The sequence below is a fragment of the Roseateles sp. NT4 genome, from assembly GCF_051857475.1.
Lineage (GTDB): Bacteria > Pseudomonadota > Gammaproteobacteria > Burkholderiales > Burkholderiaceae_C > Pelomonas.
The window spans coordinates 1,883,757-1,909,879 of sequence record NZ_JBPZGZ010000002.1 but is presented as its reverse complement, the minus strand read 5'-3'; the positions used below and the strand labels follow the sequence as shown (position 1 = coordinate 1,909,879).

General features: G+C 68.6%; 24 protein-coding genes. 16 read left to right on the top strand and 8 right to left on the bottom strand.

Annotated features, from left to right (window positions below):
- The first annotated feature begins 89 nt into the window (after positions 1-89).
- Genes ACS5PN_RS18555 through ACS5PN_RS18545 form a run of 3 tightly spaced genes read left to right on the top strand, consistent with a single transcriptional unit; the run spans position 90 to position 4,534 of the window.
- Entirely contained in the window at positions 90-2,018 is a 1,929-nt protein-coding gene (locus tag ACS5PN_RS18555) for a TonB-dependent receptor plug domain-containing protein (protein WP_439465464.1), read from the top strand.
- Positions 2,018-2,569 (top strand): YfiR family protein, encoded by a 552-nt coding sequence (locus ACS5PN_RS18550; protein ID WP_439465463.1) that lies wholly within the window; start codon positions 2,018-2,020, stop codon positions 2,567-2,569. The genes ACS5PN_RS18555 and ACS5PN_RS18550 overlap by 1 nt, the downstream gene beginning before the upstream one ends.
- Positions 2,570-4,534, top strand: a complete 1,965-nt coding sequence (locus tag ACS5PN_RS18545) for an ATP-binding protein (protein WP_439465462.1) — start codon at positions 2,570-2,572, stop codon at positions 4,532-4,534.
- 2 nt (positions 4,535-4,536) lie between these two features.
- On the opposite strand, the gene ACS5PN_RS18540 is transcribed toward ACS5PN_RS18545, so the two are convergent.
- From ACS5PN_RS18540 to ACS5PN_RS18520, 5 genes are all read right to left on the bottom strand, one after another.
- Positions 4,537-4,665 carry a hypothetical protein gene (locus tag ACS5PN_RS18540; RefSeq protein ID WP_439465461.1) on the bottom strand — a complete coding sequence of 43 codons (129 nt, stop codon included), beginning with the start codon at positions 4,663-4,665 and terminating at the stop codon, positions 4,537-4,539.
- Between the two features lie 16 nt (positions 4,666-4,681).
- Positions 4,682-5,671: a thioredoxin family protein gene (locus ACS5PN_RS18535; RefSeq protein ID WP_439465460.1), complete on the bottom strand. Its 990-nt coding sequence runs from the start codon at positions 5,669-5,671 to the stop codon at positions 4,682-4,684.
- A gap of 5 nt (positions 5,672-5,676) precedes the next feature.
- Complete coding sequence (locus ACS5PN_RS18530) at positions 5,677-7,113, bottom strand: HD domain-containing phosphohydrolase (RefSeq protein ID WP_439465459.1); 1,437 nt, start codon at positions 7,111-7,113, stop codon at positions 5,677-5,679.
- 2 nt (positions 7,114-7,115) lie between these two features.
- Positions 7,116-7,871, bottom strand: a complete 756-nt coding sequence (locus tag ACS5PN_RS18525) for an alpha/beta fold hydrolase (protein ID WP_439465458.1) — start codon at positions 7,869-7,871, stop codon at positions 7,116-7,118.
- A gap of 77 nt (positions 7,872-7,948) precedes the next feature.
- Entirely contained in the window at positions 7,949-8,938 is a 990-nt protein-coding gene (locus ACS5PN_RS18520) for an alpha/beta fold hydrolase (RefSeq protein WP_439465457.1), read from the bottom strand.
- 79 nt (positions 8,939-9,017) lie between these two features.
- Here ACS5PN_RS18520 and ACS5PN_RS18515 point away from each other — a divergent pair, with 79 nt between their 5' ends.
- Both ACS5PN_RS18515 and ACS5PN_RS18510 read left to right on the top strand, forming a co-directional pair.
- Positions 9,018-9,614, top strand: coding sequence for a TetR/AcrR family transcriptional regulator (locus tag ACS5PN_RS18515; RefSeq protein ID WP_439465456.1), 597 nt, complete (start codon positions 9,018-9,020; stop codon positions 9,612-9,614).
- 21 nt (positions 9,615-9,635) lie between these two features.
- Entirely contained in the window at positions 9,636-10,055 is a 420-nt protein-coding gene (locus ACS5PN_RS18510; RefSeq protein ID WP_439465455.1) for an organic hydroperoxide resistance protein, read from the top strand.
- Here the strand turns inward: ACS5PN_RS18510 and ACS5PN_RS18505 are convergent.
- Complete coding sequence (locus tag ACS5PN_RS18505) at positions 10,052-10,966, bottom strand: LysR substrate-binding domain-containing protein (protein WP_439465454.1); 915 nt, start codon at positions 10,964-10,966, stop codon at positions 10,052-10,054. The genes ACS5PN_RS18510 and ACS5PN_RS18505 overlap by 4 nt on opposite strands.
- Positions 10,967-11,064: 98 nt before the next feature.
- On the opposite strand from ACS5PN_RS18505, the gene ACS5PN_RS18500 reads away from it, so the two are divergent.
- Together ACS5PN_RS18500 and ACS5PN_RS18495 are read left to right on the top strand one after the other, a co-directional pair.
- Positions 11,065-11,808 carry an SDR family NAD(P)-dependent oxidoreductase gene (locus ACS5PN_RS18500; protein ID WP_439465453.1) on the top strand — a complete coding sequence of 248 codons (744 nt, stop codon included), beginning with the start codon at positions 11,065-11,067 and terminating at the stop codon, positions 11,806-11,808.
- Positions 11,809-11,815: 7 nt separating this feature from the next.
- The gene (locus ACS5PN_RS18495) at positions 11,816-12,037 is read left to right on the top strand and encodes a tautomerase family protein (protein ID WP_439465452.1); all 222 of its coding nucleotides are present in this window, start codon (positions 11,816-11,818) and stop codon (positions 12,035-12,037) included.
- An 82-nt stretch (positions 12,038-12,119) separates the two neighbouring features.
- On the opposite strand, the gene ACS5PN_RS18490 is transcribed toward ACS5PN_RS18495, so the two are convergent.
- Positions 12,120-15,269, bottom strand: a complete 3,150-nt coding sequence (locus ACS5PN_RS18490) for a TonB-dependent receptor (RefSeq protein WP_439465451.1) — start codon at positions 15,267-15,269, stop codon at positions 12,120-12,122.
- A 295-nt stretch (positions 15,270-15,564) separates the two neighbouring features.
- Here ACS5PN_RS18490 and ACS5PN_RS18485 point away from each other — a divergent pair, with 295 nt between their 5' ends.
- From ACS5PN_RS18485 to ACS5PN_RS18445, 9 genes are all read left to right on the top strand, one after another.
- The gene (locus tag ACS5PN_RS18485) at positions 15,565-16,242 is read left to right on the top strand and encodes a GntR family transcriptional regulator (protein ID WP_439465450.1); all 678 of its coding nucleotides are present in this window, start codon (positions 15,565-15,567) and stop codon (positions 16,240-16,242) included.
- Between the two features lie 61 nt (positions 16,243-16,303).
- Positions 16,304-17,428, top strand: coding sequence for a fumarylacetoacetate hydrolase family protein (locus ACS5PN_RS18480; RefSeq protein WP_439465449.1), 1,125 nt, complete (start codon positions 16,304-16,306; stop codon positions 17,426-17,428).
- Complete coding sequence (locus ACS5PN_RS18475; RefSeq protein ID WP_439465448.1) at positions 17,425-19,179, top strand: IlvD/Edd family dehydratase; 1,755 nt, start codon at positions 17,425-17,427, stop codon at positions 19,177-19,179. The genes ACS5PN_RS18480 and ACS5PN_RS18475 overlap by 4 nt, the downstream gene beginning before the upstream one ends.
- Positions 19,180-19,297: 118 nt before the next feature.
- Positions 19,298-19,681, top strand: a complete 384-nt coding sequence (locus ACS5PN_RS18470; RefSeq protein WP_439465447.1) for a hypothetical protein — start codon at positions 19,298-19,300, stop codon at positions 19,679-19,681.
- Positions 19,682-19,785: 104 nt separating this feature from the next.
- Positions 19,786-21,267, top strand: coding sequence for a sugar ABC transporter ATP-binding protein (locus tag ACS5PN_RS18465; RefSeq protein WP_439465446.1), 1,482 nt, complete (start codon positions 19,786-19,788; stop codon positions 21,265-21,267).
- Positions 21,248-22,225, top strand: coding sequence for an ABC transporter permease (locus tag ACS5PN_RS18460; RefSeq protein ID WP_439465445.1), 978 nt, complete (start codon positions 21,248-21,250; stop codon positions 22,223-22,225). The genes ACS5PN_RS18465 and ACS5PN_RS18460 overlap by 20 nt, the downstream gene beginning before the upstream one ends.
- Before the next feature lie 12 nt (positions 22,226-22,237).
- On the top strand, positions 22,238-23,191 hold the full coding sequence (locus ACS5PN_RS18455) for a substrate-binding domain-containing protein (protein ID WP_439465444.1): 954 nt from the start codon (positions 22,238-22,240) through the stop codon (positions 23,189-23,191).
- Between the two features lie 172 nt (positions 23,192-23,363).
- Positions 23,364-24,371: a sugar phosphate isomerase/epimerase family protein gene (locus ACS5PN_RS18450; RefSeq protein WP_439465443.1), complete on the top strand. Its 1,008-nt coding sequence runs from the start codon at positions 23,364-23,366 to the stop codon at positions 24,369-24,371.
- On the top strand, positions 24,368-25,489 hold the full coding sequence (locus ACS5PN_RS18445) for a Gfo/Idh/MocA family protein (protein ID WP_439465442.1): 1,122 nt from the start codon (positions 24,368-24,370) through the stop codon (positions 25,487-25,489). The genes ACS5PN_RS18450 and ACS5PN_RS18445 overlap by 4 nt, the downstream gene beginning before the upstream one ends.
- On the opposite strand, the gene ACS5PN_RS18440 is transcribed toward ACS5PN_RS18445, so the two are convergent.
- The gene (locus ACS5PN_RS18440) at positions 25,486-26,112 is read right to left on the bottom strand and encodes a TetR/AcrR family transcriptional regulator (RefSeq protein WP_439465441.1); all 627 of its coding nucleotides are present in this window, start codon (positions 26,110-26,112) and stop codon (positions 25,486-25,488) included. The two genes, ACS5PN_RS18445 and ACS5PN_RS18440, sit on opposite strands and share 4 nt — an antisense overlap.
- Positions 26,113-26,123 lie beyond the last annotated feature (11 nt).

Sequence of the window (26,123 nt, the reverse complement as noted above, 5' to 3'; positions counted from 1 at the left end):
ACCAACGGCCATTCGTCACGGACGAACGCGTTGCCGCCGCCCGATTGCTGCGTTATCGTGGGCCAACCAGGTCACCGTTGGGAGGGTGCATGGGACTGTCACCGCGCGGGGCGTGTTGCATTGCAGCAGCCGCGCTATGGGCGCAGCCCGCCGCAGCCCAGACAGCCCTGGTCGACCTCAGCCTGGAAGAGCTGGGCAATGTCACGATCACGTCCACCGCCAAGCGCGAGCAGCGCCTGGCCGACGCGCCGGCCTCGCTGTTCGTCATCTCAGCCGACGATATCCGCCGCTCCGGCGTGACCCGCCTGCCCGAGGCCCTGCGCCTGGCGCCCAATCTGCAAGTCGCCGAGGTCTACACCGGCGGCTATGCCATCAGCGCGCGCGGCTTCAATGCCAATTCGGCCAACAAGCTGCTCGTCCTCATCGACGGGCGCTCGGTCTACACGCCGCTGTTCGCCGGCGTGTTCTGGGACGTGCAGGACGTGGCCCTGGAAGACATCGAGCGCATCGAGGTCAGCAGCGGCCCGGGCAGCACGCTGTGGGGCGTCAATGCCGTCAACGGCGTCATCAACATCATCACCAGGAGCGCCACGGCCACGCGCGGCACGCTGGCCTCGGTGGTCGTCGGCAACCAGGAGAGCGCCCAGATGCTGCGCCAGGGCTGGACCCTGGGCGGCGGCGGCGACATGCGGCTCTTCATCAAGCACACGACCCAGGAGCGCAGCGAGACGGCGGCCGGCACCCGCGTGGAGGATGCCGGCCACCTGCTGCGCGGCGGCTTTCGCGCCGACTGGGGCCGCAGCGGTGCCGAGCGCTTCACGCTGCAGGGCAATGGCTACCGCGGCAATCACGGCCAGCCGCTGCCGGGCAGCATCAACATCACGGGCGTGGACTTCGCGCTGGACACCATCACCGTGTCTGGCGCCAATCTGCTGGCGCGCTGGGAGCAGCCGCTGGGTGGCGGCGAGCTCAGCGTGCAGGGCTATCTGGACCGCACCGTGCGCGCCAACCCACCCACCTTTGACGAGAGGCTGAGCATCGCCGACCTCGAGCTGCAGTACACACTGCGGCCCACGCCCGAGCACACCCTGGTGCTGGGCGCCAACCACCGCCGCTCGCGCGATCAGGTCGGCCATGGCGCGCCGGAGTTCGCCTTCCTGCCCGCGCGCCTGGACCAGGCCTGGACCAGCCTCTACGCGCAGGACGAGATGGCACTGGCCGAGTCCCTGCGCCTGACGCTGGGCGCCCGCGTCGAACGCAATGACTACACGGGCAACGAGTTCCTGCCCAATCTGCGCCTGGCCTGGCAGCCCGTGCCCGGCCAACTGTGGTGGGCCTCGGCCGCCCATACGGTGCGGGCGCCGACCCGGCTGGACCGCGACGTCTACATCCCGGCGCAACCGCCCTTCATCCTCAACGGCGGCCCGGACTTCCGCTCCGAGACGGCCAATGTGCTGGAGCTGGGCTACCGCGGCCAGCTGAGCCCGGCCGTGACACTGTCGGCCACCGCCTTTCATGGCGACTACGACCATCTGCACACCCAGGAGCTGGCGCCCAGCGGCACCACGGTCTATTTCGGCAATGGCATGAGAGGCCGGGTCAGCGGGCTGGAAGCCTGGGGCAGCCTGCAGGCCGCCCCCTGGCTGCGCCTGCATGGCGGCCTGACGCTGCTGCGGCCCCGCCTGGAGCTCAAGCCGGGCAGCATCGACACCGCCGACTCGGTGGCGGCGGCCGAAGGGGCGATGCCGCGCCGGACCTGGCGGCTGCGCGCCGCCCTCAACCTGCCGCGCGAAGGCGAGCTGGATCTGGTGCTGCGCCATGTCGGTGCGCTGAGCGCTCCCAGCGTGCCGGCCTATACGGCGGTGGACCTGCGCCTGGGCGGGCGGCTGTCGGCTGATGTCGACATCGCGCTGACCGCTCGCAACCTGTCCGGCAGCCATGGCGAGTTCACGGACCTCCAGACGCGTACCGAGTTCGGTCGCACCATCCAGCTTCAAGTCCGAATGCGTTGGCAGTGATGGCGAACGGCCCCCTCGCCCGCCGCACGCTGCTGATTGCGACGCTGGCCTGCGCGGCCGCGGCGCGGGCGGGTGACGACGACGCCCTGGTCGAGTACCAGGTCAAGGCGGCCTTCGTCTGCAAGTTCGGTAACTACATCGACTGGCCGCCCCAGGTGCTGGGCGCCGCGGGTGAGCCCTTTCGCATCGGCGTGCTGGCCAGCGAGGCGGTCGTGGAGGAATTCCGCCGCACGGCAGCGGTCAGCTCGGTGGCAGGCCGACCCGTGGAGGTGCGCCGGCTCGCTCGCGGCGAGGTGCCCGAAGGCGTCCATGCCGTCTTCGTGTCACGCAGCATGGCCGCCCAGGCGCCCGGGCTGCTCACCGCGCTGTCAGGCCGGCCGGTGCTGACCGTCACGGAACTTGACCCTGGTGCCGCAACGGGCATGATCAATTTCGTGGTCGTGGACGACAAGGTGCGTTTTGACATCCTGTTGCCGCTGTCCACGCAAAGCGGCCTCAAGATCAGCGTGCGCCTGCTTGGCGTGGCACGACGGGTTGAAGGCAGGTCATAGATGTTCAGGCTCTCGCTGCAACACAGACTGCTCGGCGTCACGATGCTGACGTCGCTGATCGCCCTGCTCGTCGCACTGGGCGCCATGGTGGCCTATGACCTCAAGTCCTATCACGAGGGCTGGGTGGCAGAACTGAAGGCCCAGGCCGAGTTGCTGGGCCAATCGACGGCGCCGGCCCTGGAGTTCGACGACGTCAAGGTCGCCAGAGAGAACCTGGCCCTGCTGCGCCTGCAGCCGCGCGTGCGGGCGGCTGCCCTCTACGGTGCCGAGGGCGAGCGCTTCGCGTCCTACACGGCCAAGGGTGCGGAAGGCACTCTGCCGGGCCGCGTCGAGATGCGTGGCGTGCATCGCATCGACCGCGACATCGCCATCTCCCTGCCCATCGTGCAGGACGGGCGCACCATCGGCAGCGTCTATCTGCGCGCCGAATACGCCCTCTTCGACCGGGTGCTGACCTACCTCGGCATCGCCGCCATCGTCGCCATCGTCGCCCTCGGCATCGCCTTCCTGCTGACACTGCGGCTGCAGCGCGCCGTCGTGCGGCCCATCCTCGGCATCAGCGACGTGGCCCGCGACGTCATGCAGCGCCAGGACTACTCGCGCCGCGCACCCAAGCTGACCGACGACGAGGTCGGCGTGCTGGCCGATTCCTTCAACGGCATGCTGGTCGAGATCGAGAAACATGCCCAGGAGGTCATGCGGCTGAACGAGAAGCTGGAAGCCCGCGTGCGCGAGCGTACGGCCCAGCTCGAAAGCTCCAACGAGGAGCTCAGGCTGGCCACGGCCACGGCCGAGAAAGCCAACCGCGCCAAGTCGGAGTTCCTGTCCAGCATGAGCCACGAGCTGCGCACGCCGCTGAACGCCATCATCGGCTTCGGCCAGCTGCTGGGCACCAACATCGCCGACGCCAAGCCCGAGAGGCGCCAGGAGTTCGTCGACCACATCGTCGGCGCAGGCAAGCATCTGCTGACGCTGATCAACGAGATCCTCAACCTCGCCCGCATCGAGAGCGGCCATGTGGAGCTGTCGGTCGAGCCGGTGCTGATGGCCGAGGTGCTGGAGGAATGCCGCCGCATGATCGAGCCGATGGCGGACCAGCGCGGCATCACCGTGGAGTTCACGCCGGATTGCCGCGAGGTGGCCCTGGCCGACCGCATGCGGCTCAAGCAGGTGCTGCTCAACCTGGTCAGCAATGCCATCAAGTACAACCGCCAGCGGGGCTGGGTGCATGTCAGCTGCAGCGCCCGCGACGCCAACCATGTGCGCCTGGCCGTGCAGGACAGCGGCCAGGGTCTGCAGCCGGCCCAGGTCGAGGCGCTGTTCCAGCCCTTCAACCGCCTCGGCCAGGAGGGTGGCCCCGAACAGGGCACGGGCATCGGCCTGGTCGTCACCCAGCGGCTGGTGGAGCTGATGGGCGGCCGCATCGGCGTGGACAGCACGCCCGGCGAAGGCAGCGTGTTCTGGGTCGACCTGCAGGCATCCGACCAGCCGGCCCTGCCGCGCGAGGCGACGGACTGGGGCGCCCTCACCCAGTTGCCCGCCGAGCCGGCCCGGCGCGGCCCGGCCACGGTGCTCTATGTCGAGGACAACCCGGCCAGCCTCAAGCTCGTCGAGGAACTGCTGGCGGCACGCGGCGGCATCCGGCTGCTGTCGGCGGGCAACGGCCAGCTCGGCGTCGACATGGCGCGCGAACACCAGCCCGACGTCATCCTGATGGACAACAACATGCCGACGATGACGGGCCGCGAAGCCCAGGCCATCCTGAAGCGCGACCCGCGCACGGCCCATATTCCCGTCATCGCGCTGACGGCCAACGCCATGCCCGAGGCGGCGGCGTCGGGCATGGCCGCCGGCTTCTACCGCTACCTGACCAAGCCTCTGGACCCGCGGCGATTGCTGGAGGCGCTGGACAGCGCGCTGACCACGGTGCGCCCGCGTGGCGGCAAGCCACCGATCTCTTTCTGAGCTCAGGCCGCGGCCGGGTTGGGCTGGTTGGCGCGAAAGCGCCGCTGGGCCAACACCAGCATGCGGGCGAAGGAGACGGCGGGCCGCGGTGCGGGCGGCATCGGCGTTGTCGATTGAGGCAAGGTGTTCATGAAGTCCTCCTGGAGGTCAACCGAAAGTGAAGGCATAGGCCCGCGCGCCGGGCTTGTCGAAGCGGATCTCGAAGGTCCGCTCCTTCACCGGACCGCGCTGGCGCACGAGTTGGTAGAGGCGATCGCCGTTGACGACACCGCGCCCTTCGGCGTCGACATCGACGCCCGCGTCGGCGCCGGGCGGCTTGCCGTCGACGGTGATGCGGAAGGCCAGCGGCTTGCCCTCCGTGCCGGGGCCCAGCACCAGGTGCAGGTCGCGGGCATGGAAGCGCAGCGCCACGCCGCCGCCGTCGTCCGACAGCTCGGCGTACTCGGCCTTCACGGTCCAGTCGCCGGACAGCAGCCACTCGTTGAGGCGCGGGCTGCCGCCGCCGTAGCGCTTGACGCGGTCGGGCAGGATGCCGCGGGCGGCGCCATGGGCGTGGCCCAGATAGGTCTCGGGTGAGCGAACGTTGGAGAGGTCAGGCGTGGCGCCCACACCGCTGGCCACGACCTGGGCCATGCCAGCATCCGGCGCCTTGCCGGCCTCGCGCAGCAGCTCGCGGATCACGTGCTCGGCGCGGTCATAGTCGCCTTCGCCGAACTGCTGGTGGCGCACCCGGCCCTGGGCGTCGAGGAAGTACAGGCCCGGCCAGGCCTGGTTGTTGAAGGCGCGCCAGATGCTGAAGTCGTTGTCCAGCACGATGGGGTAGTCCAGGCGCCCGTCCATGGCCGCCTGGCGCACGCGCTTCACATCGCGCTCGAAGCCGAACTCCGGCGCATGCACGCCGATGACGACCAGGCCCTGGGGGCCGTACTTCTGCGACCAGGCGCGCAGATAAGGCAGGGTGCGCTGGCAGTTGATGCAGGAATAGGTCCAGAAGTCGACCAGCACGACCTTGCCGCGCAGGCCGGCGAGTGTCAGCGGTGGCGAGTTGAGCCATTCGCCGCCGCCTTGCAGGCTGGGTTGAGCCGAGGCGAGTGCCGTCATGAAAAGGGCCAGCAGGAAGGCGACAAGTCTTTTCATGGCGGTCAGATCAGTCGCAGCGTCATGGCCTTCAGCGTCGCCGCGGCGCGCGTCGAGCATTCGAGCTTGCGGAAGACGCTTTCCAGGTGGGCGCGCACCGTGCTCGGGCTGATGCCCAGCACGCGGGCGGCCTCCTTGTTGCTCTCGCCCTGGGCGATGCGGCTCAGCACCTGAACCTCGCGATCGGTCAGCGGCGAGGCGGCAGGCAGGGCACGGGTGGGCAAGGGCGCACCGGTCAGGGCCTCGACCGTGGTGACGTCGAGCCGGCCCGCTTCGGCGCGCAGGCGTTGCAGCGCGGTGGCCTCGTCAAGCGCCGCGGCACCGGGTCTTGCCGTCTGCAGCATCACCGCGCAGGCCGCGGTCGCGAGGATGCGCGCTTCCTGCGGGATGGCCTCGCCGCTGACGCCGCGGTAGTAACCCGTGCCGTCCAGGCGCTCCTCGATGAAGGAGGCCAGCAGGGCTTCGTCGCGCAGGGCCTCGATGCGGCGGCCGGCACGCTCGGCCCAGTAGGGCACGAGGCGCAGCTTTTCCTGATCGGCCTCGCCGACGGGGCGGATCGCCTCGATCACGTTGTTGGGCACCGACGAGCGGCCGATGCCGTGAATGAGGCCGGCACGGTAGATGCGGCCCTGGGCGGCTTCGTCCAGGCCCAGGTGGGCGGCACAACGTCGCGCCGTGTCGGCCACGCGCCGCGACAAGCCCAGCATCCAGGGCAGCTTCAGGTCGATGACATCGGCCACCAGTTCCAACGCCGCGGTGCGCCCGGTGTCGCCGAAGGCGGCCTTCAGCGCCTCGGTGCTCGCGGCACCGCGGTCCAGGGCGTCCATCCAGTCGGCCCCCTGTTCGCGCGCGAGTTCGACGAGGCGGGACGGGTAGCGGTGGTCGGCACGCTCGGCGATGGTCTGCAGCGCGCTGTGCAGGCCATAGGTGCGCGACAGGATTTCCAGATCGCTGGCCAGGGCGACGAGATAGACCGTCGGCGGCACGGCCTCGCCGCTCAGGCCCATGGGCTGGCCCGTGCCGTCGAAGGCCTCGAAGCAGTGGCGCAGCGTGGCCCTGACCTCGTCGGGCAGGGCCAGGGTGCGGGCGATGTCCTCGGCGACTTCGCAGTGGATGCGGGCCATGGGGCCGACGCTGCCGATGACACGGGCGATCTCGGTCGGCGAGGTCAGGGCCAGCATGGCGCGCCGGCCGCCGACGTCGTCGCCCATCAGGTCGGCGAACTCCGGCGCATTGGCCGTGCAACCCGACCAGCGCAGCAGCGCCGCCCAGGCCGCATCGACGCGGGCCTGGGGCCCGCAGCCACTGGCCTCGGCCAGGCGAGCCGCCAGCCAGGCCGTGCGCGCGGAGTGATCCACGGGCTGGCCCATGCTGAGGTCGCCGACAAAGGCCAGCGCGCAGATGACGTCGAAGACGGGGATGGAGGCGCTGCTGAGGTTCATCGTTATTGAGAGTGCTTCACGGCGTCCAGGATGGTCGCCGCGACTTGGGCCGGGGCGGACTGCTGAGGCACATGGCTGGTCTTGACCTCGCTGACCTTGGCGCCCATGGCCTTGGCGAAGTCGCGCTGCAGGGCGGGCTGGATCATGTGGTCGTTACCGGCGACGAGGTACCAGCTCGGCTTGCTCTTCCAGGCAGCGACGCTGACCTTCTCGCCGAACGCCTTGCCGGCGATGGGGCCTTGGGTGGCGGCCATGACGGCGGTCTGGGCGGCCGGCAGGTCCTGGGCGAAGTGCTTGCTCATGCCTTCGTCGGACAGGCGCAGGAAGCCGGCGGCGTCGGGCACCAGGTGGGACAGGCCGACGGGCGCGGGATAGGCCTTGCCCAGTTCACCAACGGCCTGGCCGACATCGGGGGCGAAGGCGGCGATGTAGACCAGGCTGGCGACCTTGTCGTTGGCGCCGGCTTGCGTGATGACGGTGCCCCCCCAGGAGTGGCCGACGAGGACGACCTTGCCGGGCGCGGCGTCGATGGCGCGCTTGGCGGCGGCCACGTCGTCGTCCAGCGAAGTCAACGGGTTCTGCACGGCCGTCACGCGCACGCCCTTGGCCTGCAGCAGCGGGATGACCTTGGCCCAGTCGGAGCCGTCGGCAAAGGCGCCGTGGACGATGACGACGGAAGGTTGCTGCGGTTCAGCGGCTTGAGCAGCGAAGCCGATGGCGAGAGCAGCGGCGGCGATGGAGAGCTTGGCGAAGGTCATGGTGGTTTCCTGGATGGGTTGGGACAGAACGAACTGTCTCTTTTCCCCGCCCTGGCGAACATTGGACGAATGTCCGATCAGGCTGCCTTGCTGACGTCGATGACGGCCTGGGCGAAGGCGGCCGGAGCCTCCTGCGGCAGGTTGTGGCCGATGCCGCCCTTCAGCTCGCGGTGCTCGTAGTGGCCGGTGAAGCGCCTGGCGTAGGCCGCTGCCGGCGGATGGGGTGCACCATTGGCGTCGCCTTCCAGCGTGATGGCCGGCATGGCCACACTCTGCACCGTGGCCAGCCTGGCCTCCAGCGCGTCATAGCGCGACTCGCCCTCCGCGAGGCCCAGGCGCCAGCGGTAGTTGTGGACGGTGATCGCGACGTGGTCGGGGTTGTCGAAGGCGGGCGCCGAGCGCTCGAAGGTGGCGTCGTCGAAACGCCAATCGGGCGAGGCCTGGCGCCAGATCAGGCGGGCGAAGTCGCGGTGGTTCTTCTCGTAGCCGGCGCGGCCGCGGTCGGTGGCCAGATAGAACTGGTACCACCAGGCCAGCTCATCGGCCGGAGCCAGCGGCTGGGGGCCGGTCTTGACGTTGGTGACGAGGTAGCCGCTGACCGACACCAGGGCCTTGACGCGCTGCGGCCACAGCGCCGCCATCACGCAGGCGGTGCGCGCGCCCCAGTCGCAGCCGGCCACCGTGGCCTGCTGGATGCCGAGCGCATCCAGCAGGGCGATGGCATCGGCGGCGATGGCCGTCTGCTGGGCGTTGCGCGGCGTCGCCTCGGACAGGAAGCGCGTCGTGCCATAGCCGCGCAGCCAGGGCACCACCACGCGATAGCCCTGTTCGGCCAGGCGCGGCGCCACCTCTTCATAGGTGTGGATGTCATAGGGCCAGCCGTGCAGCAGCAGCACCGGCGGGCCGTTGCGCGGACCGAGGTCGGCGTAGCCCACGTTCAAGACGCCGGCTTCGATCTGGCGCAGTTCGCCAAACCCGCGCGGTGCGGCCGCAGCCCAGGTCGGCAGGGAAGAAGCGCCGGCAACGGCAGTTGCGGCGGTGAGGAAGCTTCGGCGATGGAGGTTCATGTCGGGGACGGCGGGGTGGCGAAATCGTTGGAGGTCATTATTCTTGACTGATCGTTCAAAAACAAGTTTAATTTGATCCATGGCAAGACCTTCTGAATTCGACAGGGACGAAGTCCTCCTCCGTGCGATGGAGGTGTTCTGGTGCAACGGCTACGAGGCCACCGGCATGCCGACCCTCGTCGAGGCCATGGGCATCGGCCGCCAAAGCCTCTACAACGCCTTCGAGAGCAAGCGCGGTCTCTTCCTGGAGGCCCTCAAGGTCTACCAGGGCGAACGCGCCAAGTCATTGCAGAAGGTGTTGACCTCGGCGCCCACGCCGCTGGCCGGCATCGAGACCCTGCTGATCTCCATTGCGACGTCGACCGGCGTGGCCCGCACGCGCGGCTGCCTGTCGGTCAACACGGCCACCGAGATCGGTGTCAGCGACGACGAGGTGGCCGACATCCTGCGCCGCGGCGCCCAGCAGTCCAAAGCCGACCTGAGCGCCGCTGTCGAGGCGGCCAAGGCTCAGGGCGAGTTGCCCGCCCACCTCGACGCCCAGACCGCTGCCGAATTCGTGCTGACCGTCATGCGTGGCCTGCGCGTCAGCGCCAAGGGCGGAGCGCCCGTCAGCGAGACGCGCAACGTCGCCCGCATGGCCCTGGCGGCCCTGCGTCACGCACAACCCGATACCTGATCCGCCACAAGGAAGCCCACCATGCGCACCATCGAGAAAATTGTCTACACCGCCCACACCCACACCGCCGGAGGCCGCGAGGGCTGGGGCAAGTCCAGCGACGACCAGCTGGACGTCAAGCTCAGCCCGCCCGGCTCCAACAAGCCCGGCACCAACCCCGAGCAGCTCTTCGGCATCGGCTACTCGGCCTGCTTCATGGGCGCCATGCGCCGTGCCGGCACACCGCTGGGCATCCGCGTGCCCGATGACGTCAGCATCGACGCGGACGTGTCGCTGGGCACGACGGCCGACCAGGGCTTTGCGCTGGCGGTCAAGCTGACCGTCAGCCTGCCTGGCCTGGACGCCACGCAGAAGCAGCAGTTGGTCGACGGCGCTCACCAGCTCTGCCCTTACTCGCATGCGACGCGCGGGAATATCGACGTGCGCTTCGAGATCCTCTAGGGCCTGCCAACCCCGCCCACCAGGAAGTCGACAAAACACCTCACCCGCAGCGGCACATGCCGCTGATGCGGGTAGAGCAGGTTGAAGGGCCGCGAACGGCCGCCGAAGGGCTTGAGCAACTCGACGAGGCGGCCCTGGCCCAACTCTTCCTCCACCGTGAAGCGGTAGGCCTGGAAGACGCCGGCACCATGGCGCGCAAGCGTCACGCCGGCCAGCACATCATCGGAGCAACTGGTGCCGCCGATGGTCTGTCGCTCGACATCCTGGCCGGCCTCACGGAACAGCCAGGGGATGGTGCGGCCGCTGCTGGGCAGTTCGAACTGGATGCAGTCGTGCGTCTCGAGGTCGTCGAGCGACTGCGGCTCGCCGCGCCGGCGCAGATAGTCGGGCGCGGCAACCAGCACCAGCTCGGCGTCTTCCAGATGGCGGGCGATCAGCGTCGAGTCGGCCGGCGCGCGCACGCGCACCGCAAGGTCATAGCCCTCGGCCGCAAAGTCGATATTGCGGTTGCTGACGTGCACATCCACGCGGATGTCCGGGTAGCGCTCGCGAAACGCCGGCAGGCGTGGCAGGAGGCGGTGGTGGCCGTAGGTCGTCGGCACGCTGATGCGCAGCAGGCCGCTGGGTGCCACCTGCCGGCCACTGACCTCGCGCTCGGCCTCCATCAGCTGGTTCAGCACCTGGCGGCATTGCTCGTAGTAGGCCTGGCCGGCGTCGGTGAGGCGGATCTGCCTTGTCGTGCGCACAAAGAGGCGCACACCCAACCTCTCCTCCAGCCGCGCTACCGTGCGGCTGACGGCCGCCGGTGTCACACCTGCCGCGGTGGCCGCAGCCGTGAAGCCACCCAGCTCCGCCGCAGTGCAGAAGAGCTCCAGGCTGCCCAGCATCAAGTCGTCGAATTGCCGGTTCATGAATTACATGAAGTAAATACTGAAGTGGCTTCGATCTTATTTATTGATTTCGACATCGCCAATAAATTGACTCCACCCGCAACACCCTGGAGTCATCCATGAACAGCCGCTCTCCCCGAACCGTCATCGTCACCGGCGCCTCCAGCGGCATCGGCCTCGCCGTTACCGCCGCCTTCCTGAAGCTGGGCGACCGCGTCGTCGGCAACGCTCGCAACGCCGAGCGCCTGCAGCAGGCTGCCACCGGCCTGGGCGCTCACGCCGACAACTTCCTTGCCGTGGCCGGCGACGTGGCCGACCCGGCCACCGGGATCCGCCTCGTGCAAAACGCCGTCGAACGCTTCGGTCGCGTTGACGTCCTGGTCAACAACGCCGGCATCTTCAACGCCAAGCCCTTTGTCGACTACACACCGGCCGAGCTGGACGCTCTGGTCGACACGAATCTGAAGGGCTTCGTCTACCCGTCACAGGCCGCGGCCAGGCACATGATCGAGCGCAAGGCCGGCCACATCATCAACATCACGGCGGCCATCGCAGCCCAGCCCATCCAGGGTGTGCCGGCCGTGCTGCCGGTGCTGATCAAGGGCGGCATCAACCAGGCCACGCGCGCCCTGGCGCTGGAGCTGGCGCCGCACAATGTGCAGGTGGCGGCCGTCGCACCCGGCATCGTCGACACGCCGATGTACACGGCCGACATGCACGGCTTCCTGAACACGCTGCAGCCGGCTGGCCGCATCGCGACGACACAGGAGATTGCCGACGCGGTGCTCTACCTCGCCGGCGCAGCCTTCACGACCGGCGTCGTGCTGCCCGTGGACGGCGGCATGAGCGCCGGCAAGTGGTGAGACGGCCATGCCCTATATCCGCATCGAGGTCACGCGCGAAGGTGTGACGCTGGCGCAGAAGCAGCAACTGATCGCCGAGGCGACGGAGATGATGGTCCGCGTGCTGAACAAGGACCCGGCCGCCACCTTTGTCGTCATCGACGAGATAGACACCGACAACTGGGGCGTCGCCGGCCAGACCGTCACCGAGCTCAGGCGCGAGCAGGCGGCGGCCGCAATAAAAAGGTGAGAGCCTGCCTGGCCGGCAGTCGCTCTCACCGAACCGCCAGCGGGCCACACCCGGACCGCTGGCGGAGACACACTCGAAAGGATCAGAAGCTGGCGCGCAGGCCCACCTGGTAGGTGCGACCCGGCTCGTAGATGGCATAGGGCGCGTTGGCGAACTGGAAGTTGGTGCGCTGCGAGGCCTTGTTGACGTTGAAGACGTCGAAGGTGGCCTGCAGGTCCTTCTTCCAGCCGATGGCCGCGCCGAGGATCTCGCCGATGTTCAGCCGCGAGGTGAAGTCCACCTGGGCATAGTCCAGGCCATAGAAGGCGGCGGCCGTGATGCCGTTCTGGCCGGTGCCGCTGGACTGCGAACCCTTGGTGAAGTTCTTGGTCACGCGAAAGCCGCCATAGGTGCCTTCGTAATAGGCCGCCAGGTTGTAGGTGTAGGGCGGCACGCCGATGGCGACGTTGGCCCCTGACTGCTTGACCTTGGTGTAGTTGGCGCTGACGCCGAAGCCCTTCAGGTATGAGGTCACGATGTCCAGCGGCTGCTGCACCGTGAACTCCCAGCCCTTGATGAAGAGCTTGTCGGCCGTGTTCTGCGTCTGCTGCAGCGTGATGGGCAGGTTGTTGATGTCGGTCAGGGCTTGGCCGGTGGGCAGGGCGTCCAGGTCGGCCGGCGGGTTGGCGTAGCCGGCGCGCAGATAGAGGGCGCGGCGCTGGTCGCGGGTCAGGCCGCTGGTCCAGTTGACGCCGTACTGGTTCAGGTCGCTGAAGGGCACGTTGAAGCTGCGGTTGGCCGTGAAGCCCTTGATGCCCTTCTTGAAATAGGCCAGCGCCAGATAGCCCTCGCGGCCCGTGTACCACTCCAGGCCCAGGTCGGTGTTCTTGGACTCGTAGGGCTTGAGGTCCGGGTTGGTCAGCGTGCCGTTCTGGGCTGCCGGATCGGTGAAGCTGGCCGTCAGCGCGCGCAGCGACGTGGGGTCCGCGCGCGTGATGGTCTTGGACACCGAGGCGCGGGCCAGCACATTGGAGCGCAGGTTGTAGGCCACGCTGCCTGAAGGCAGGACATTGCTGTAGGTCGTCGTCGTCAGGGCTTCGACGATGGGCGTCGGATAGCGGCCGCCGTCCAGCAGGGTGGCATTGCGCGGGTCGGCCGGCGCGCTCAGCGAGGCGAAGGTCTGCTGCGTCGTCGCGTAGCGCACACCGCCGTTGTAGCGCAGGTTGTTGCCAAACACCGAGGTCTCGCCATTGCCTTCGACGAAGATCGAAGTCACCTTCTCCTGGAAGTAGCCGGGGTTGACGCCGGTGTTGGTGCCGCCGGTGCCGGGCACGGCGGTCTCGTGGGCGGCGGCGTAGTTGGCGTCCTTGGCGAACTTGCCCCAGTCCAGCGCGACGAAGCCACGCGAGTTGGGCACCAGATAGCTGGGCACGGCCGAGTTCGGAATGGCCGAGCCCAGGTATTGCAGGCCGGTCTGGCCGGCCGTGTAGCCGGTGCCGAAGCCCGGGTAGTCGGCCGCGGCCGAGCCGGCGGCGCCCGTGCCGTTGCAGCCGTTCTTGTTGGTGGTGTTGGGCGCCGGCAGGAAGACGTTGAGGTTGCGGCCGCAGACGATGTTGGACCAGTAGTTGTCGTTGTTCAGCGACTCGATGCGGCGCGACACGTTGTCATAGGCGCCGCCCACCTTGATGTCCATGATGTTGGCGTCGATGTCGATGGCACCGCGCAGGCCCGAGGTGCGGACCTGGCGCTTCTCCTCCTGCACGTTGACGCGGCCGCCGTTCCAGCCGAAGGCGGCCGGCGTGTTCAGGAGGTCGGTCGCGCCGGTCAGGGTGTTGGTGGCCTTCAGCGTCGGGATGCCGGTGGTGTTGTCGTACTCGGTCGTGATGCCTGAGCCCAGCGCGGTCTGGAACAGCACCGTCGGCGACTGGCGATGGAAGTCGCTGCGCGTCATGTTGGCCTGCACATCCAGGCTCAGGCCGTCGATGATCTTCAGGTTGATGCCGGGGTTGATGCTGTGGAACTGGGTGTCCTCGGTGTAGGGCCGGTATTCCAGGAAGTACTGCGAGTTGGCGAAGGTGCCCTTGGTGACGACGCAGCCTCCTGAGCAGTCCGTGCGGTCCACCGTCATGTTGAGCGGAATGGACGAGCCGTTGCGGCCGACCCAGTTCATGTCGCTGCGCTCGAACTCGTTCTTCTTGCGGCCGTATATGGCGTCCAGGAACATCGACACCGAGCTGTTGGGCCGGGCCTCCAGCGACAGGATGGCGTTGCGGCGGTCGCGGTTGCCCTCGGCCACCATGGCGCGGCCCAGGCGCGGGATGATGGCGTTGTCGATCTGGTCGATGGTCAGGCCGGGGTTCTTGGCCAGCAGGAAGGCCTGGTCGATGGCCGCGCCGGTGGTCAGGCCGTTGCCGGCATTGGCCGGCACCGTGCCCGGGATGGTCCAGTTGCCACCGCCGGTGCTGTTGCGCGTGGCGCTGTTGCTCTGCGAGGCCAGCAGGTTGGCATTGGTCCAGCCGATGGATTCAAAGCCGGTGGTCTTGACCTTGTTGGTCGACCAGGCCACGCCGGCCAGCACGCCGAAGGTATTGCCCCAGGTGTTGCTGACCAGGGCCGAGCCGCGGTTGCCCCAGTCGTCGGCCTGCTGGTTCTTGGTGCCGGTCAGCGTGAAGGCGGTGCGAAAGCCCTTGCGGTCGAAGGGCCGGGCGCTGCGCATGTCGACGATGCCGGCGGCGCCGCCTTCGATCATCGAGGCCGTCGGGCTCTTGATGACGGTCACGTTGCTGAACAACTCGCCGGGCAGGAAGTCCATGTCGACTTCGCGGTTGGCGCTGCCCGAGTCGACGCGGCCGGTCGAGGCCGAGGCCACCGGCGCGCCATTCAGCAGCACGCGGGTGAAGTTGGTGCCCAGGCCGCGGATCTGGATCTGCAGGCCTTCACCGGTGATTTCGCGCGTCAGCGTGACACCGGGGATGCGCGAGATCGACTCGGCGATGTTGCTGTCCGGGAACTTGCCCATGTCCTCGGAGCTGATCGAGTCGATGAAGCCGACGGCATTCTTCTTGGCATTGGCCGAGCTCTCCAGCGAGGCGCGGATGCCGGTCACGACGACGGTGTCGAGCTTGTTGTCCTGCGCCGGCGGCACGGCGGGCGTCTGGGCGTAGGCCTGGGCGACCAGGCCTGCCAGCAGCGTCGTGCCCAGGGCCAGGCGCGGAGGGGCGCGACGCGTCGGCCGCAGGGGAAGCTTGCTCATGGATGTCTCCGTATGGTTCTTGGATCCAGCGCTGCGACCCCGGCGGAAGTGTTTCCAGCATCAAATGGTAGCGCGCACATTTTTCAATTTACGAGTCGAGACATCCGCCGTCAACGAGGGTGTGTACTAATGTATTAGTGAAATTCAGCGGCGAAATTGAGCTGCCCGTTGCCACTTTGCTGAAGTCTGGATAGCGCTCTCAGATGCCTCGCCCGCCTCCACGCCTGCGCCGGCCCGCGATGACAATGACGGCTTGTCCTTGCGCCCGCGCGGCAGATTTGGCTTTCAACCCGAGATGAACACCACGCTGGATCCCACCCGCCACGCGGCACCCCAGGTCGTCGAAGCGCTGCGGGCGGCCATCATTTCCCTGGAGCTGACGCCGGGCTGCGCCCTCGACCGCGGCGTGCTGGCCCAGCGCTTCGGCGTCAGCCAGACGCCGGTGCGCGATGCGCTGATGCGCCTGGCTGAAGAGGGTCTGGTGCTGATCCGGGCGCAATACACCACCCAGGTCACGCGCATCGACGTGCCGGCAGCCCGCGAGGCCCATTTCCTGCGCCGCTCCATCGAGATCGAGATCGCGCGCCTGCTGGCCCTGTCGCATGACCAGGCCGTCATCGACAACCTGCGCACCCAGCTGTCGCGCCAGCAGGAACTCGCGGCCCGGCAGGATTGGCTGGGCTTCATCGCGGCCGACAAGGAATTCCACCGGCTGATGTATGTGGCGGCCGGCCTGCCGCGGCTGTGGTCGGTGGTCATGCGCATGTCCGGCCATGTCGACCGCCTGCGCCTGCTGCACATCCCCAGCAGCGGCAAGACCGAGTCCATCCTGGACGCCCACCTGGCCATCCTGGAAGCCATCGCCTCGGGCGACGCCGAGGCGGCCCAGCATGCGGTGCGCGATCACCTGTCCGGCACGCTGGCTTCGGTGGACGAGATCCAGCAGAAATACCCCGAGTACCTCATCGTCTGAGGCCGTGCAGGGCGGGTCACTCCCGCTTGGCAGCGATTTAGGTAGCGCTCACAATTTGGGCATGCTCCCTTCCTTGCTTCCCATCGACGCTGAGCGCGCCCTGCTGCTCGGTCGCATCTGGCGCCCCGACAGCGGCGGCCCGGCCCTGGTCACTGTGCGGGACGGCCGCCTGGTCGACCTCTCCGCCCATGCCGCCACGATGGCGGAGCTGCTGGACCATCCCGAACTGCTCCACCTCGTCCGCCACGCCCAAGGCCCCACGCTGGCCCAGGCCCTGGACGCCGAAGCCCAACTGCTCGCCCCCTGCGATCTGCAAGCCATCAAGGCCTGCGGCGTGACCTTTGCGGTCAGCCTGCTGGAGCGCGTCATCGAGGCCCAGGCCGGCGGCGACGCGGCGCGCGCCCACGAGCTGCGCGCCCAATTGCACGACAGCATCGGCAGTGATCTGTCCAGCATCCGCCCCGGTTCGGAGGCGGCGCAACGCCTCAAGGCCGAGTTCGTCGCGCGCGGTGCCTGGTCGCCCTATCTGGAAGTGGGCCTGGGGCCGGATGCCGAGGTCTTCACCAAGGCCCAGCCCATGTCGGCCGTCGGCCACGGCGCGGCGGTCGGCCTGCATCCCGACTCGCAGTGGAACAACCCCGAGCCCGAGGTCGTGCTGGCCGTCAACGGCCGTGCCGAGGTGGTCGGCGCCACGCTGGGCAATGACGTCAACCTGCGCGACATCGAGGGCCGCAGCGCCCTGCTGCTGGGCAAGGCCAAGGACAACAACGCCTCCTGCGCCATCGGCCCCTTCATCCGCCTCTTTGACGAGCACTTCACGCTGGACACGGTGCGCCGGGCCGAGGTCAGCCTGCGCATCGAAGGTGCCGACGACGGTTTCGTGCTCGAAGGCCTCAGCCGCATGCAGCAGATCAGCCGCGACCCGCTGGAGCTGGTGGGCCATGCCTGCGGCCGGCATCACCAATACCCCGACGGCTTCATGCTCTTCCTCGGCACCATGTTCTCGCCCATCCAGGACCGCGGCGCACCCGGCGCGGGATTCACGCATCGCCTGGGCGACCGCGTGACCATCGCCAGCCCGGCTCTCGGCGCCCTCGTCAACACCGTGCAGCGCAGCGACGCGCTGCCGCCCTGGACCTATGGCGTCGGCGCGCTGATGAAGCATCTGAACAGGCGCGCGGCATGACGCGCCGCCTGCGTTCCCAGGACTGGTTCGACAACCCCGACCATGTCGACATGACAGCGCTCTACCTGGAGCGCTTCATGAACTACGGCCTCACGCCCGACGAGCTGCGCTCGGGCCGACCCATCATCGGCATTGCCCAGAGCGGCAGCGACCTCAGCCCCTGCAACCGCATCCATCTCGAGCTGGCGAAACGCGTGCGTGACGGCATCCGCGACGCCGGCGGCATCGCGATGGAGTTCCCGCTGCACCCCATTTTCGAGAACTGCCGCCGCCCCACCGCGGCCCTGGACCGCAACCTGGCCTACCTCGGCCTGGTCGAGATCCTGCACGGCTATCCGCTGGACGCCGTCGTGCTGACGACGGGCTGCGACAAGACGACGCCGGCCCAGGTGATGGCGGCCTCCACCGTCGACATCCCCGCCATCGTGCTGTCCGGCGGGCCCATGCTGGACGGCTGGTTCGAAGGCCAGCTCGTCGGCTCCGGCGCCGCCATCTGGGCCGGGCGCCGGCGCCTGGCCGCAGGCGAGATCGACGAGGAGACCTTCATCCAGATCGCCGCGGCGTCCGCGCCCTCGGCCGGCCACTGCAACACCATGGGCACGGCGTCGACGATGAACGCCCTCGCCGAGACCCTGGGCCTGTCACTGACCGGCTGCTCGGCCATCCCCGCGCCCTATCGCGAGCGCGGCCAGATGGCCTACGAGACGGGCCGGCGCATCGTCGAGATGGCACGCGAAGACCTGCGGCCCTCGCGCATCCTCAGCCGCGACGCCTTTCTCGACGCCATCGTCGTCAACGCCGCCATCGGCGGCTCAACCAACGCCCAGCCGCATCTGACGGCGATGGCGCGGCATGCCGGCATCGAGCTGACGGCCACCGACTGGACCGAGGTCGGCCAGCGCGTACCGCTGCTGCTGAACATGCAGCCGGCGGGCCAGTTCCTCGGCGAGCGCTTCCACCGCGCCGGCGGCGTGCCGGCCATCATGTGGGAGCTGCACCAGGCCGGCCTGCTGCGCACGGCGCGCCCGACGGTGACGGGCCGGACCATGGCCGCCAACGTCGAGGGCCGCGAGACGCGCGACCGCGAGGTCATCTTCCCCGTCAGCGCACCGCTGAAGCCCGACGCTGGCTTTGTCGTGCTGAGCGGCAACCTCTTCGACTTCGCCATCCTGAAGGCCAGCGTCATCTCGCCGGCCTTCCGTGAACGCTATCTGCAGGACGGCGCCTTCGAGGCTCGCGCCATCGTCTTCGACGGCGCCGACGACTATCACGCACGCATCAACGACCCGGCGCTGAACATCGACGAGGACTGCATCCTCGTCATGCGCGGCGCCGGCCCGGTGGGCTGGCCGGGCTCGGCCGAGGTCGTCAACATGCAGCCACCGGATGCGCTGATCCGACGCGGCGTGATGAGCCTGCCGACGCTGGGCGACGGCCGCCAGTCGGGCACGTCCGACAGTCCCTCCATCGTGCATGCCTCGCCCGAGAGCGCTGTCGGCGGCGGCCTGGCCTGGCTGCGCACGGGCGACGTCATCCGCATCGACCTGAACGCCGGCCGCTGCGACGTGCTGCTCGACGATGAGGAACTGTCGCGCCGCCGCGCCGAAGGCCCGCCCGCCGTGCCCGTGAGCCAGACGCCCTGGCAGCAGATCTACCGCTCGACGGTCGGCCCGCTGTCGACCGGCGCCTGCATGGAGCTGGCCCTGCCCTATCGCGGCATCGTCGACACGCCGCCGCGCCACAACCACTAGGAAACAACGCGCAACTTGTCGCAAGTGCGGGTTAGCAAGCTCATCAAGCGGGCCGGCTTCGAAGCATCGCGATACATCCGGCGGCGGACCGTCACATCGCCTGTTGCAGACTGGTGGAATGACCCTGCAAATCGAAGAGAACCCGACGGCTTTGACCTCCGAACAGACGCTGACCGGCTGGCGCCGCGAGTTCTGCGTCGAGCTGCTGGGCGACGGCCAGGCGCGCATCTTCCTGCGGGCCGTGGAGGCGCCATCGCTGAAGGCCACCGAGCTGCAGCGCGGCGTGCTCTTTCACCGCGTCAGCTCGGCCTTCACAGACCTGGCAGGCTGCGTCGCCGCCGCACGTGACACGCTGGAGCGCCTGGCACGCCATGCCGCCCGGCAGCAACCCAGCAAGGACAACCTCTTCGCTGCCGTCACGTACGACCGCAACGCCTGGGACCAGGTCGTCAACGCGGTGGAGGGCTGGCAGCGCCGGCCGCCGGTGGCCATGCGCCGATGACTGCCTGACCACCCGACTTCATCGGCATACTCCGGGGCCAAACCCAGAGGCCGCCGTATGGAGACCCTACATCGCCACAGGAAGAGGGATCGGAAAGCCCGCGCATGAAGACGCTGGGCTTCCATGCCATTGCCAAGTCCTTCGGGCCCGTCGCCGTGCTGCATGACGTCAGTTTCGAGCTGACCGCGGGGCGCGCCGTCGGCCTGCTGGGCGAGAACGGCGCGGGAAAAAGCACGCTGATGAAGATCTTGGCGGGCTACGAAGCGCCGAGCGGCGGCGAGCTGCAACTGGACGGTACGGCGGTGCGTTTCGACGGCCCGCGCGCGGCCGAGGCCAGCGGCATCGCGATGATCCACCAGGAGTTCGCCCTGGCCGAGGCGCTGACCATCGCCCAGAACATCTTCCTCGGGCACGAGATCAAGCGCGGCTGGTGGCTGGACGACCGTGCCATGCGCGCCACCTCCGTGCAACTGCTGGCCCAGGTCGGCCTGGACTGCTCGCCCGACACGCCCGTGCGCGCGCTGAGCCTGGCGCAGAAGCAGCGCGTCGAGATCGCCAAGGCCCTGCAGCGGCGCGCCCGCGTGCTGGTGATGGACGAGCCGACGGCCACGTTGACGCGGGCCGAGGCCGAGCAGCTCTTCTCGCTGGTGGACAGGCTCAAGGCCGAAGGCGTGACCCTGGTCTATATCTCCCACAAGTTGGAAGAGATCGAACGCCTGACCGACGAGGTCGTCGTCATGCGCGACGGCCGCTTCGTGACCCGCGCGCCGACGACCAGCCTCAGCCGGTCGCAGATGGCCAGCCTGATGGTGGGCCGTGAACTCAGCGACCTGTTCCCGCCCAAGGTCGCGCGTCCGCATGCACAGCCGTTGCTGAAGGTGCGGGGCTTGAGCGTGCCGGACTGGGCCCAGGACATCAGCTTCGAGGTCGCACCGGGCGAGATCCTGGGCTTTGCCGGGCTGGTCGGCGCCGGTCGCACCGAGACCTTCGAAGGCCTGGTCGGTCTGCGGCCGGGCACCACCGGACAGGTCGAGATCGACGGCCGGCCGGTGCGCATCGCCAGCCCCGGCGAGGCCGCCGCGCTGGGCCTGACCTATCTGAGCGAAGACCGCAAGGGCAAGGGCCTGCACCTGGACTTCGGCCTGCGCCAGAACCTGACGCTGATGGCCTTGTCGCGCTATGCCAGGCCCTGGCTCAAGCCCGCCGACGAGACCGAGGCCTTGAAGCGCGCCGTCGACGAATTCGGCATCCGCGCCGGCGCGCTGGACGTTGCCGCGCGCTCGCTGTCCGGCGGCAACCAGCAGAAGCTGGCCCTGGCCAAGGTGCTGCATCCGGGGCCGCGCGTCGTCGTGCTCGACGAACCCACGCGGGGCGTGGACGTCGGCGCCAAGCGCGAGCTCTACGGCCTCATTCAGCGCCTGGCGGCCGATGGCCTGGCCGTCATCGTCGTGTCCTCCGAGCTGATGGAACTCATCGGCCTGTGCCACCGCATCGCCGTCATGCGCGGCGGCCGCCTGCAAACCATCCTCGACGCTGCCGAGGCCACCGAAGACCTGCTGATCGCCCATGCCACCGGTACGCACTGACTCCATCGCCTCGCGCCTGCATGGCCTCGGGCCCCTCGCCGGCCTGATCCTGCTGTGCCTGATCGCATCCTTCCTCAATCCCGAGTTCGCGACGGTCGACAACGCCCTCAATGTGCTGACCCGCACCACCTTCACCGGCATCATCGCGGTGGGCATGTGCTTCGTCATCGTCGGCGGTGGCATCGACCTGTCGGTGGGCTCGATGGCGGCGCTGATCGCGGGTTGCGTCATCCTGCTGATGAACAGCCTCGGCGCCCACGGCGTGGCGCCGGGCCTGGCCGTTGTCGCCGGTGCCGGCGGCGCCGTCGTGCTGGGCAGCCTGCTGGGGCTGACCCATGGTTGGCTGATCACGCGCGGCCGCATCGAGCCTTTCATCGTGACGCTGGGCACCCTGGGCATCTTCCGCGCGGTGCTCACCTGGCTGGCCGACGGTGGCGCCATTACCTTGGACAACGAGCTGGCCGATGCCTACGCGCCGGCCTATTACGGCACCCTGCTGGGCGTGCCGGTGCCGGTGTGGGTGTTCGCCCTCGTCGCCATCGGCGCCGCGGCGGTGCTGCAGCGCACCGCCTATGGCCGGCATGTGCAGGCCATAGGCTCCAACGAGCAGGTGGCGCGTTATGCAGCCGTCAAGGTCGATGCCGTCAAGCTGGGAAGCTATGTGGTGCTGGGCGCCATGGTCGGCGTCGCCACCCTGCTCTATGTGCCGCGCCTGGGGTCGGCCTCGCCCACCACGGGATTGCTCTGGGAGCTGGAGGCCATCGCCGCCGTCATCATCGGCGGCACGGCGCTCAAGGGCGGTTCGGGCAGCATCGCCGGCACGGTGGTGGGAGCCCTGCTGCTGTCGGTCATCGGCAATGTGCTCAACCTGACCAGCTTCATCAGCATCCACCTGAATGCCGCGGTGCAGGGCACCGTCATCATCGCCGTCGCCTTCATGCAGCGCCGGCAACGCTAAGGAGACTCCCGCATGTTGATGTTGACCCGCAGACTCGTCACCGCGCTGGCCTTGACCGGCGCTTTCACGGTCCAGGCCCAGACACCCGTCCATGTCGGCGTGGCCATTCCCGCGGCCGACCATGGCTTCACCGCCGGCATCGTCTGGTGGGCCAACCAGGCCAAGAAGGAGCTGGAGGCCGCCAACCCGGGCCTCAAGATCACCGTCAAGGCCGCGGCCTCGGCCGGCGAGCAGGCCAACCAGCTGCAGGACCTGCTGACGACGAACAAGATCAATGCCCTGGTCATCCTGCCTCAGGAGTCCGCCGCGCTGACCAAGCCCGTGCAGCAGCTGCACAACAAGGGCGTCTACGTGACGGTGGTGGACCGCGGCCTGACCGACCCTTCCGCGCAGGACGCCTATGTGGCGGGCGACAACACCGCCTTCGGCGCCGTGCCGGCGGAGTTCATCGCCAAGCAGCTCGGCGGCAAAGGCGACATCGTGGCGCTGCGCGGCATCCCCACCACCATCGACAACGAGCGCATGGACGCCTTCAAGGCCGTGCTGGCCAAGAGCCCGGAAGTCAAGCTGCTGGATGCCAAGCACGGCAACTGGAACCGCGACGACGCTTTCAAGGTCATGCAGGACTTCCTGACCCGCTTCAAGAAGCTCGACGCCGTCTGGGCCGCCGACGACGACATGGCTTTCGGCGTGTTGCGCGCCATCGACCAGGCCAAGCGCACCGACATCAAGCTGGTCTTCGGCGGCGCCGGCGCCAAGGGCATGGTCAAGATCCTGAAGGACGCCAGCGACCCGCGCATTCAGGCCAATGTGTCCTACTCGCCCAAGTTCATCTACGACGCCATCAAGCTGACGGCCGAGGCGCGGCTCAAGGGCCAGAAGCTGCCGGCCAAGACCATCGTGCCTTCGGTGCTGATCACCAAGGACAACGCGAAAGACTTCTACTTCCCCGACAGTCCGTTTTGAAGCCCCTCGTCCAGCCGCACACCGCTGAACGCGGTGCGTCTGACCGGTCCCCCGAGGGGACGGCGATGCTTGCGGCATTGAGCCGCAAGCATCGCCAGACGGGCCGGCTCGGGAGCGGCCCAGCGCTCGGCCCGTAATACCCTGCACCGCCCATGCGGAACGGATCACTGACATGAGACCTTTGACCCTCTTCACCGGCCAATGGACCGATCTGCCGCTGGCCGAGCTGGCGCCGCTGGCCAAGCGCATGGGCTATGACGGCCTGGAGCTGGCCTGCGGCGGTGACCACTTCCATGTGCAGCGTGCGCTGAAGGAGCCGGGCTATGCCGCCGGTCAGCGCGCCCTGCTGGCGGAGCACGGACTGCAGGTCTTCGCCATCGGTAACCACCTGATCGGTCAGGCGGTGTGCGACCTCATCGACTCGCGCCACCAGGCCATCCTGCCCGCGCATGTGTGGGGCGACGGCGAGCCCGAAGGCGTGCGCCAGCGCGCGGCGGCCGAGCTGGCCGACACGGCGCGCGCGGCCAGGCTGCTGGGCGTGCAACGGGTGACCGGCTTCACCGGCTCCTCCATCTGGCATGCCGCCTATGCCTTCCCGCCGACGTCGCAGGCCTACTGGGACGCCGGCTTTGAAGACTTCGCGCGCCGCTTCACACCCATCCTCGATGTGTTCGCGGAGCAGGATGTCAACTTCGCGCTGGAAGTGCATCCCACCGAGATCGCCTTCGATATCGCGACGTCGGAGCGCGCCGTCGCCGCGCTGGATGGCCACCCGCGCTTCGGCTTCAACTTCGACCCCAGCCACCTGGCCTACCAGGGCGTGGACTATGTGCGCTTCATCCGCCAGTTCGGCCCGCGCATCTTCCATGTGCACATGAAGGACGTCTGGTGGGGCCGCGGCGACGGCACGGTGGGCACCTTCGGCGGCAACACCTCGTTCGGCGACCCGCGGCGCGGCTGGGATTTCCGCAGCGTCGGCCGCGGCATGATCGACTTCGAGTCCATCATCGTCGCGCTGAACGACGTGGGCTATGCCGGCCCGCTGTCGGTCGAATGGGAAGACAGCCGCATGGACCGCGTGCATGGCGCGACCGAGAGCGCGGCCTACTGCCGGCGCCTGGACTTTCCGCCGGCGCATGGCGCCTTCGACGCGGCCTTCTCGAAAGGCATGGCGGGATGACAAGCAAGCTCAGAGTCGCGATGGTGGGCGGCGGGCGCGATGCCTTCATCGGCGCCGTGCATCGCCATGCGATGGCGCTCGACGGGCGCTACGAGCTGGTGGCTGGTGCGCTGTCATCGACACCTGAGAAATCTCTGGCCTCGGGTCGCGATCTCGGACTGGCACGCGTCCACGCCGACTGGCAGGCCCTGCTCACCGACGAGCTGCGCCGCCCGGCCGACGAGCGCGTCGACCTCGTCGTCATCGTCACACCCAACCACCTGCACTTCGAGGTGGCGCGCGCCTTCGTCGACGCGGGCTTCCATGTCGCCTGCGACAAGCCGCTGGTGACCAGCAGCGCCCAGGCCGATGAACTGGTGCAGCTCGTCAGCGCGCGCGGCACGGCCTTCGCCGTGACCTACAACTACACCGGCTACCCGATGGTGCGCGAGGCCCGCGAGCTGGTGCGTTCGGGTGTCATCGGCAAGGTCCGCAAGGTCGTCGTCGAGTACCACCAGGGCTGGCTGGCCGGCGCACTGGAAAGCGGCAGCAACAAGCAGTCCGCCTGGCGCACCGACCCCGCGCGGAGCGGCCCGGGCGGCGCGCTGGGCGACATCGGCACCCATGCCGAGAACCTGCTGCACACGGTCACCGGCTTGGGCCTCGAGGAGCTGTGTGCCGAGCTCAGCAGCTTCGGCCCCGGCCGCCAGCTGGATGACGACGCCAGCCTGCTGCTGCGCCTCACAGGCGGCGCGCGCGGCGTGCTGCTGGCCTCGCAGATGGCCGTCGGCCACGAGAACGATTTGCGCCTGCGCGTCTTCGGCGAACGAGGCAGCCTGGACTGGCGCCAGGAAGAACCCAACACATTGATCCATTCACCGCTGGACGAAGCGCCGCGCCGGCTGACGCGTGGCTCTGCCGTCTTGAGCGAAGCGGCCCGCCGCGCCTGCCGCCTGCCGCCGGGACATCCGGAGGGCTTCATTGAGGCCTTCGCCAATCTCTACACCGAGCTGGCGGCCGACCTGCATGCCGGCACGCGCAGCGGCGACTACCCGCGCGTCGAGGATGGCGCGCGCGGCGTTCGCTTCATCGAAGCCGCCGTGGCCTCACAAGGCCGGTGGGTGAGCCTGCAGCCCTAGCGGCAGGCCATGCCGTCGAAGGTCGTCGACGTGACCCAGTCGAGGATCTGCTCGTGGGTGTACTGACCCGATTCCTTCAGCAGGGCGACGACGGGATCGCAGGCGCGGGCGAACAGCGTGTAGAGCACGAGTTCGGGCGGCAGCGATGAATTGAGCTGCCCGCCGGTCTGCGCCTCGGTGATCCAGATGCTGAGGCGGTTGCTCAGCGAGATCAGCCGGTCCATATAGGCCTCGTTGGACTGCAGCGAGGCGCTCAGGCTGGAGTTGTGGGCCGGCAGCGAGGGCATCTCGCCTTCCAGTTGCGTCACCATGGCCCAGCGGGTCACGGCCTTCAACTGGTCCAGAGCCGCAACCGGCCGGTCGCCTTCAACCGTCTGGCCGCGCAGCTCCTCGACAAAGGCCAGCGCCCGATCCAGCACGCCCACCATGGCGGCGCCGGCCAGCTCTTCCTTGGACGGGAAGAGCTTGTACAGGCTGGCCTTGGCCAGGCCGGCCTCGGCGGCCACCTCGTCCACCGTCATCGCGTCATAGCCCTTGGTCGCCAGCAGCCGGTTCACGGCGCCGACGATGGCGTCCTGGCGCACACGCAGAAGCTGGTCTTTGATCGAAGGACGGGCACCCATGACCGGATTCT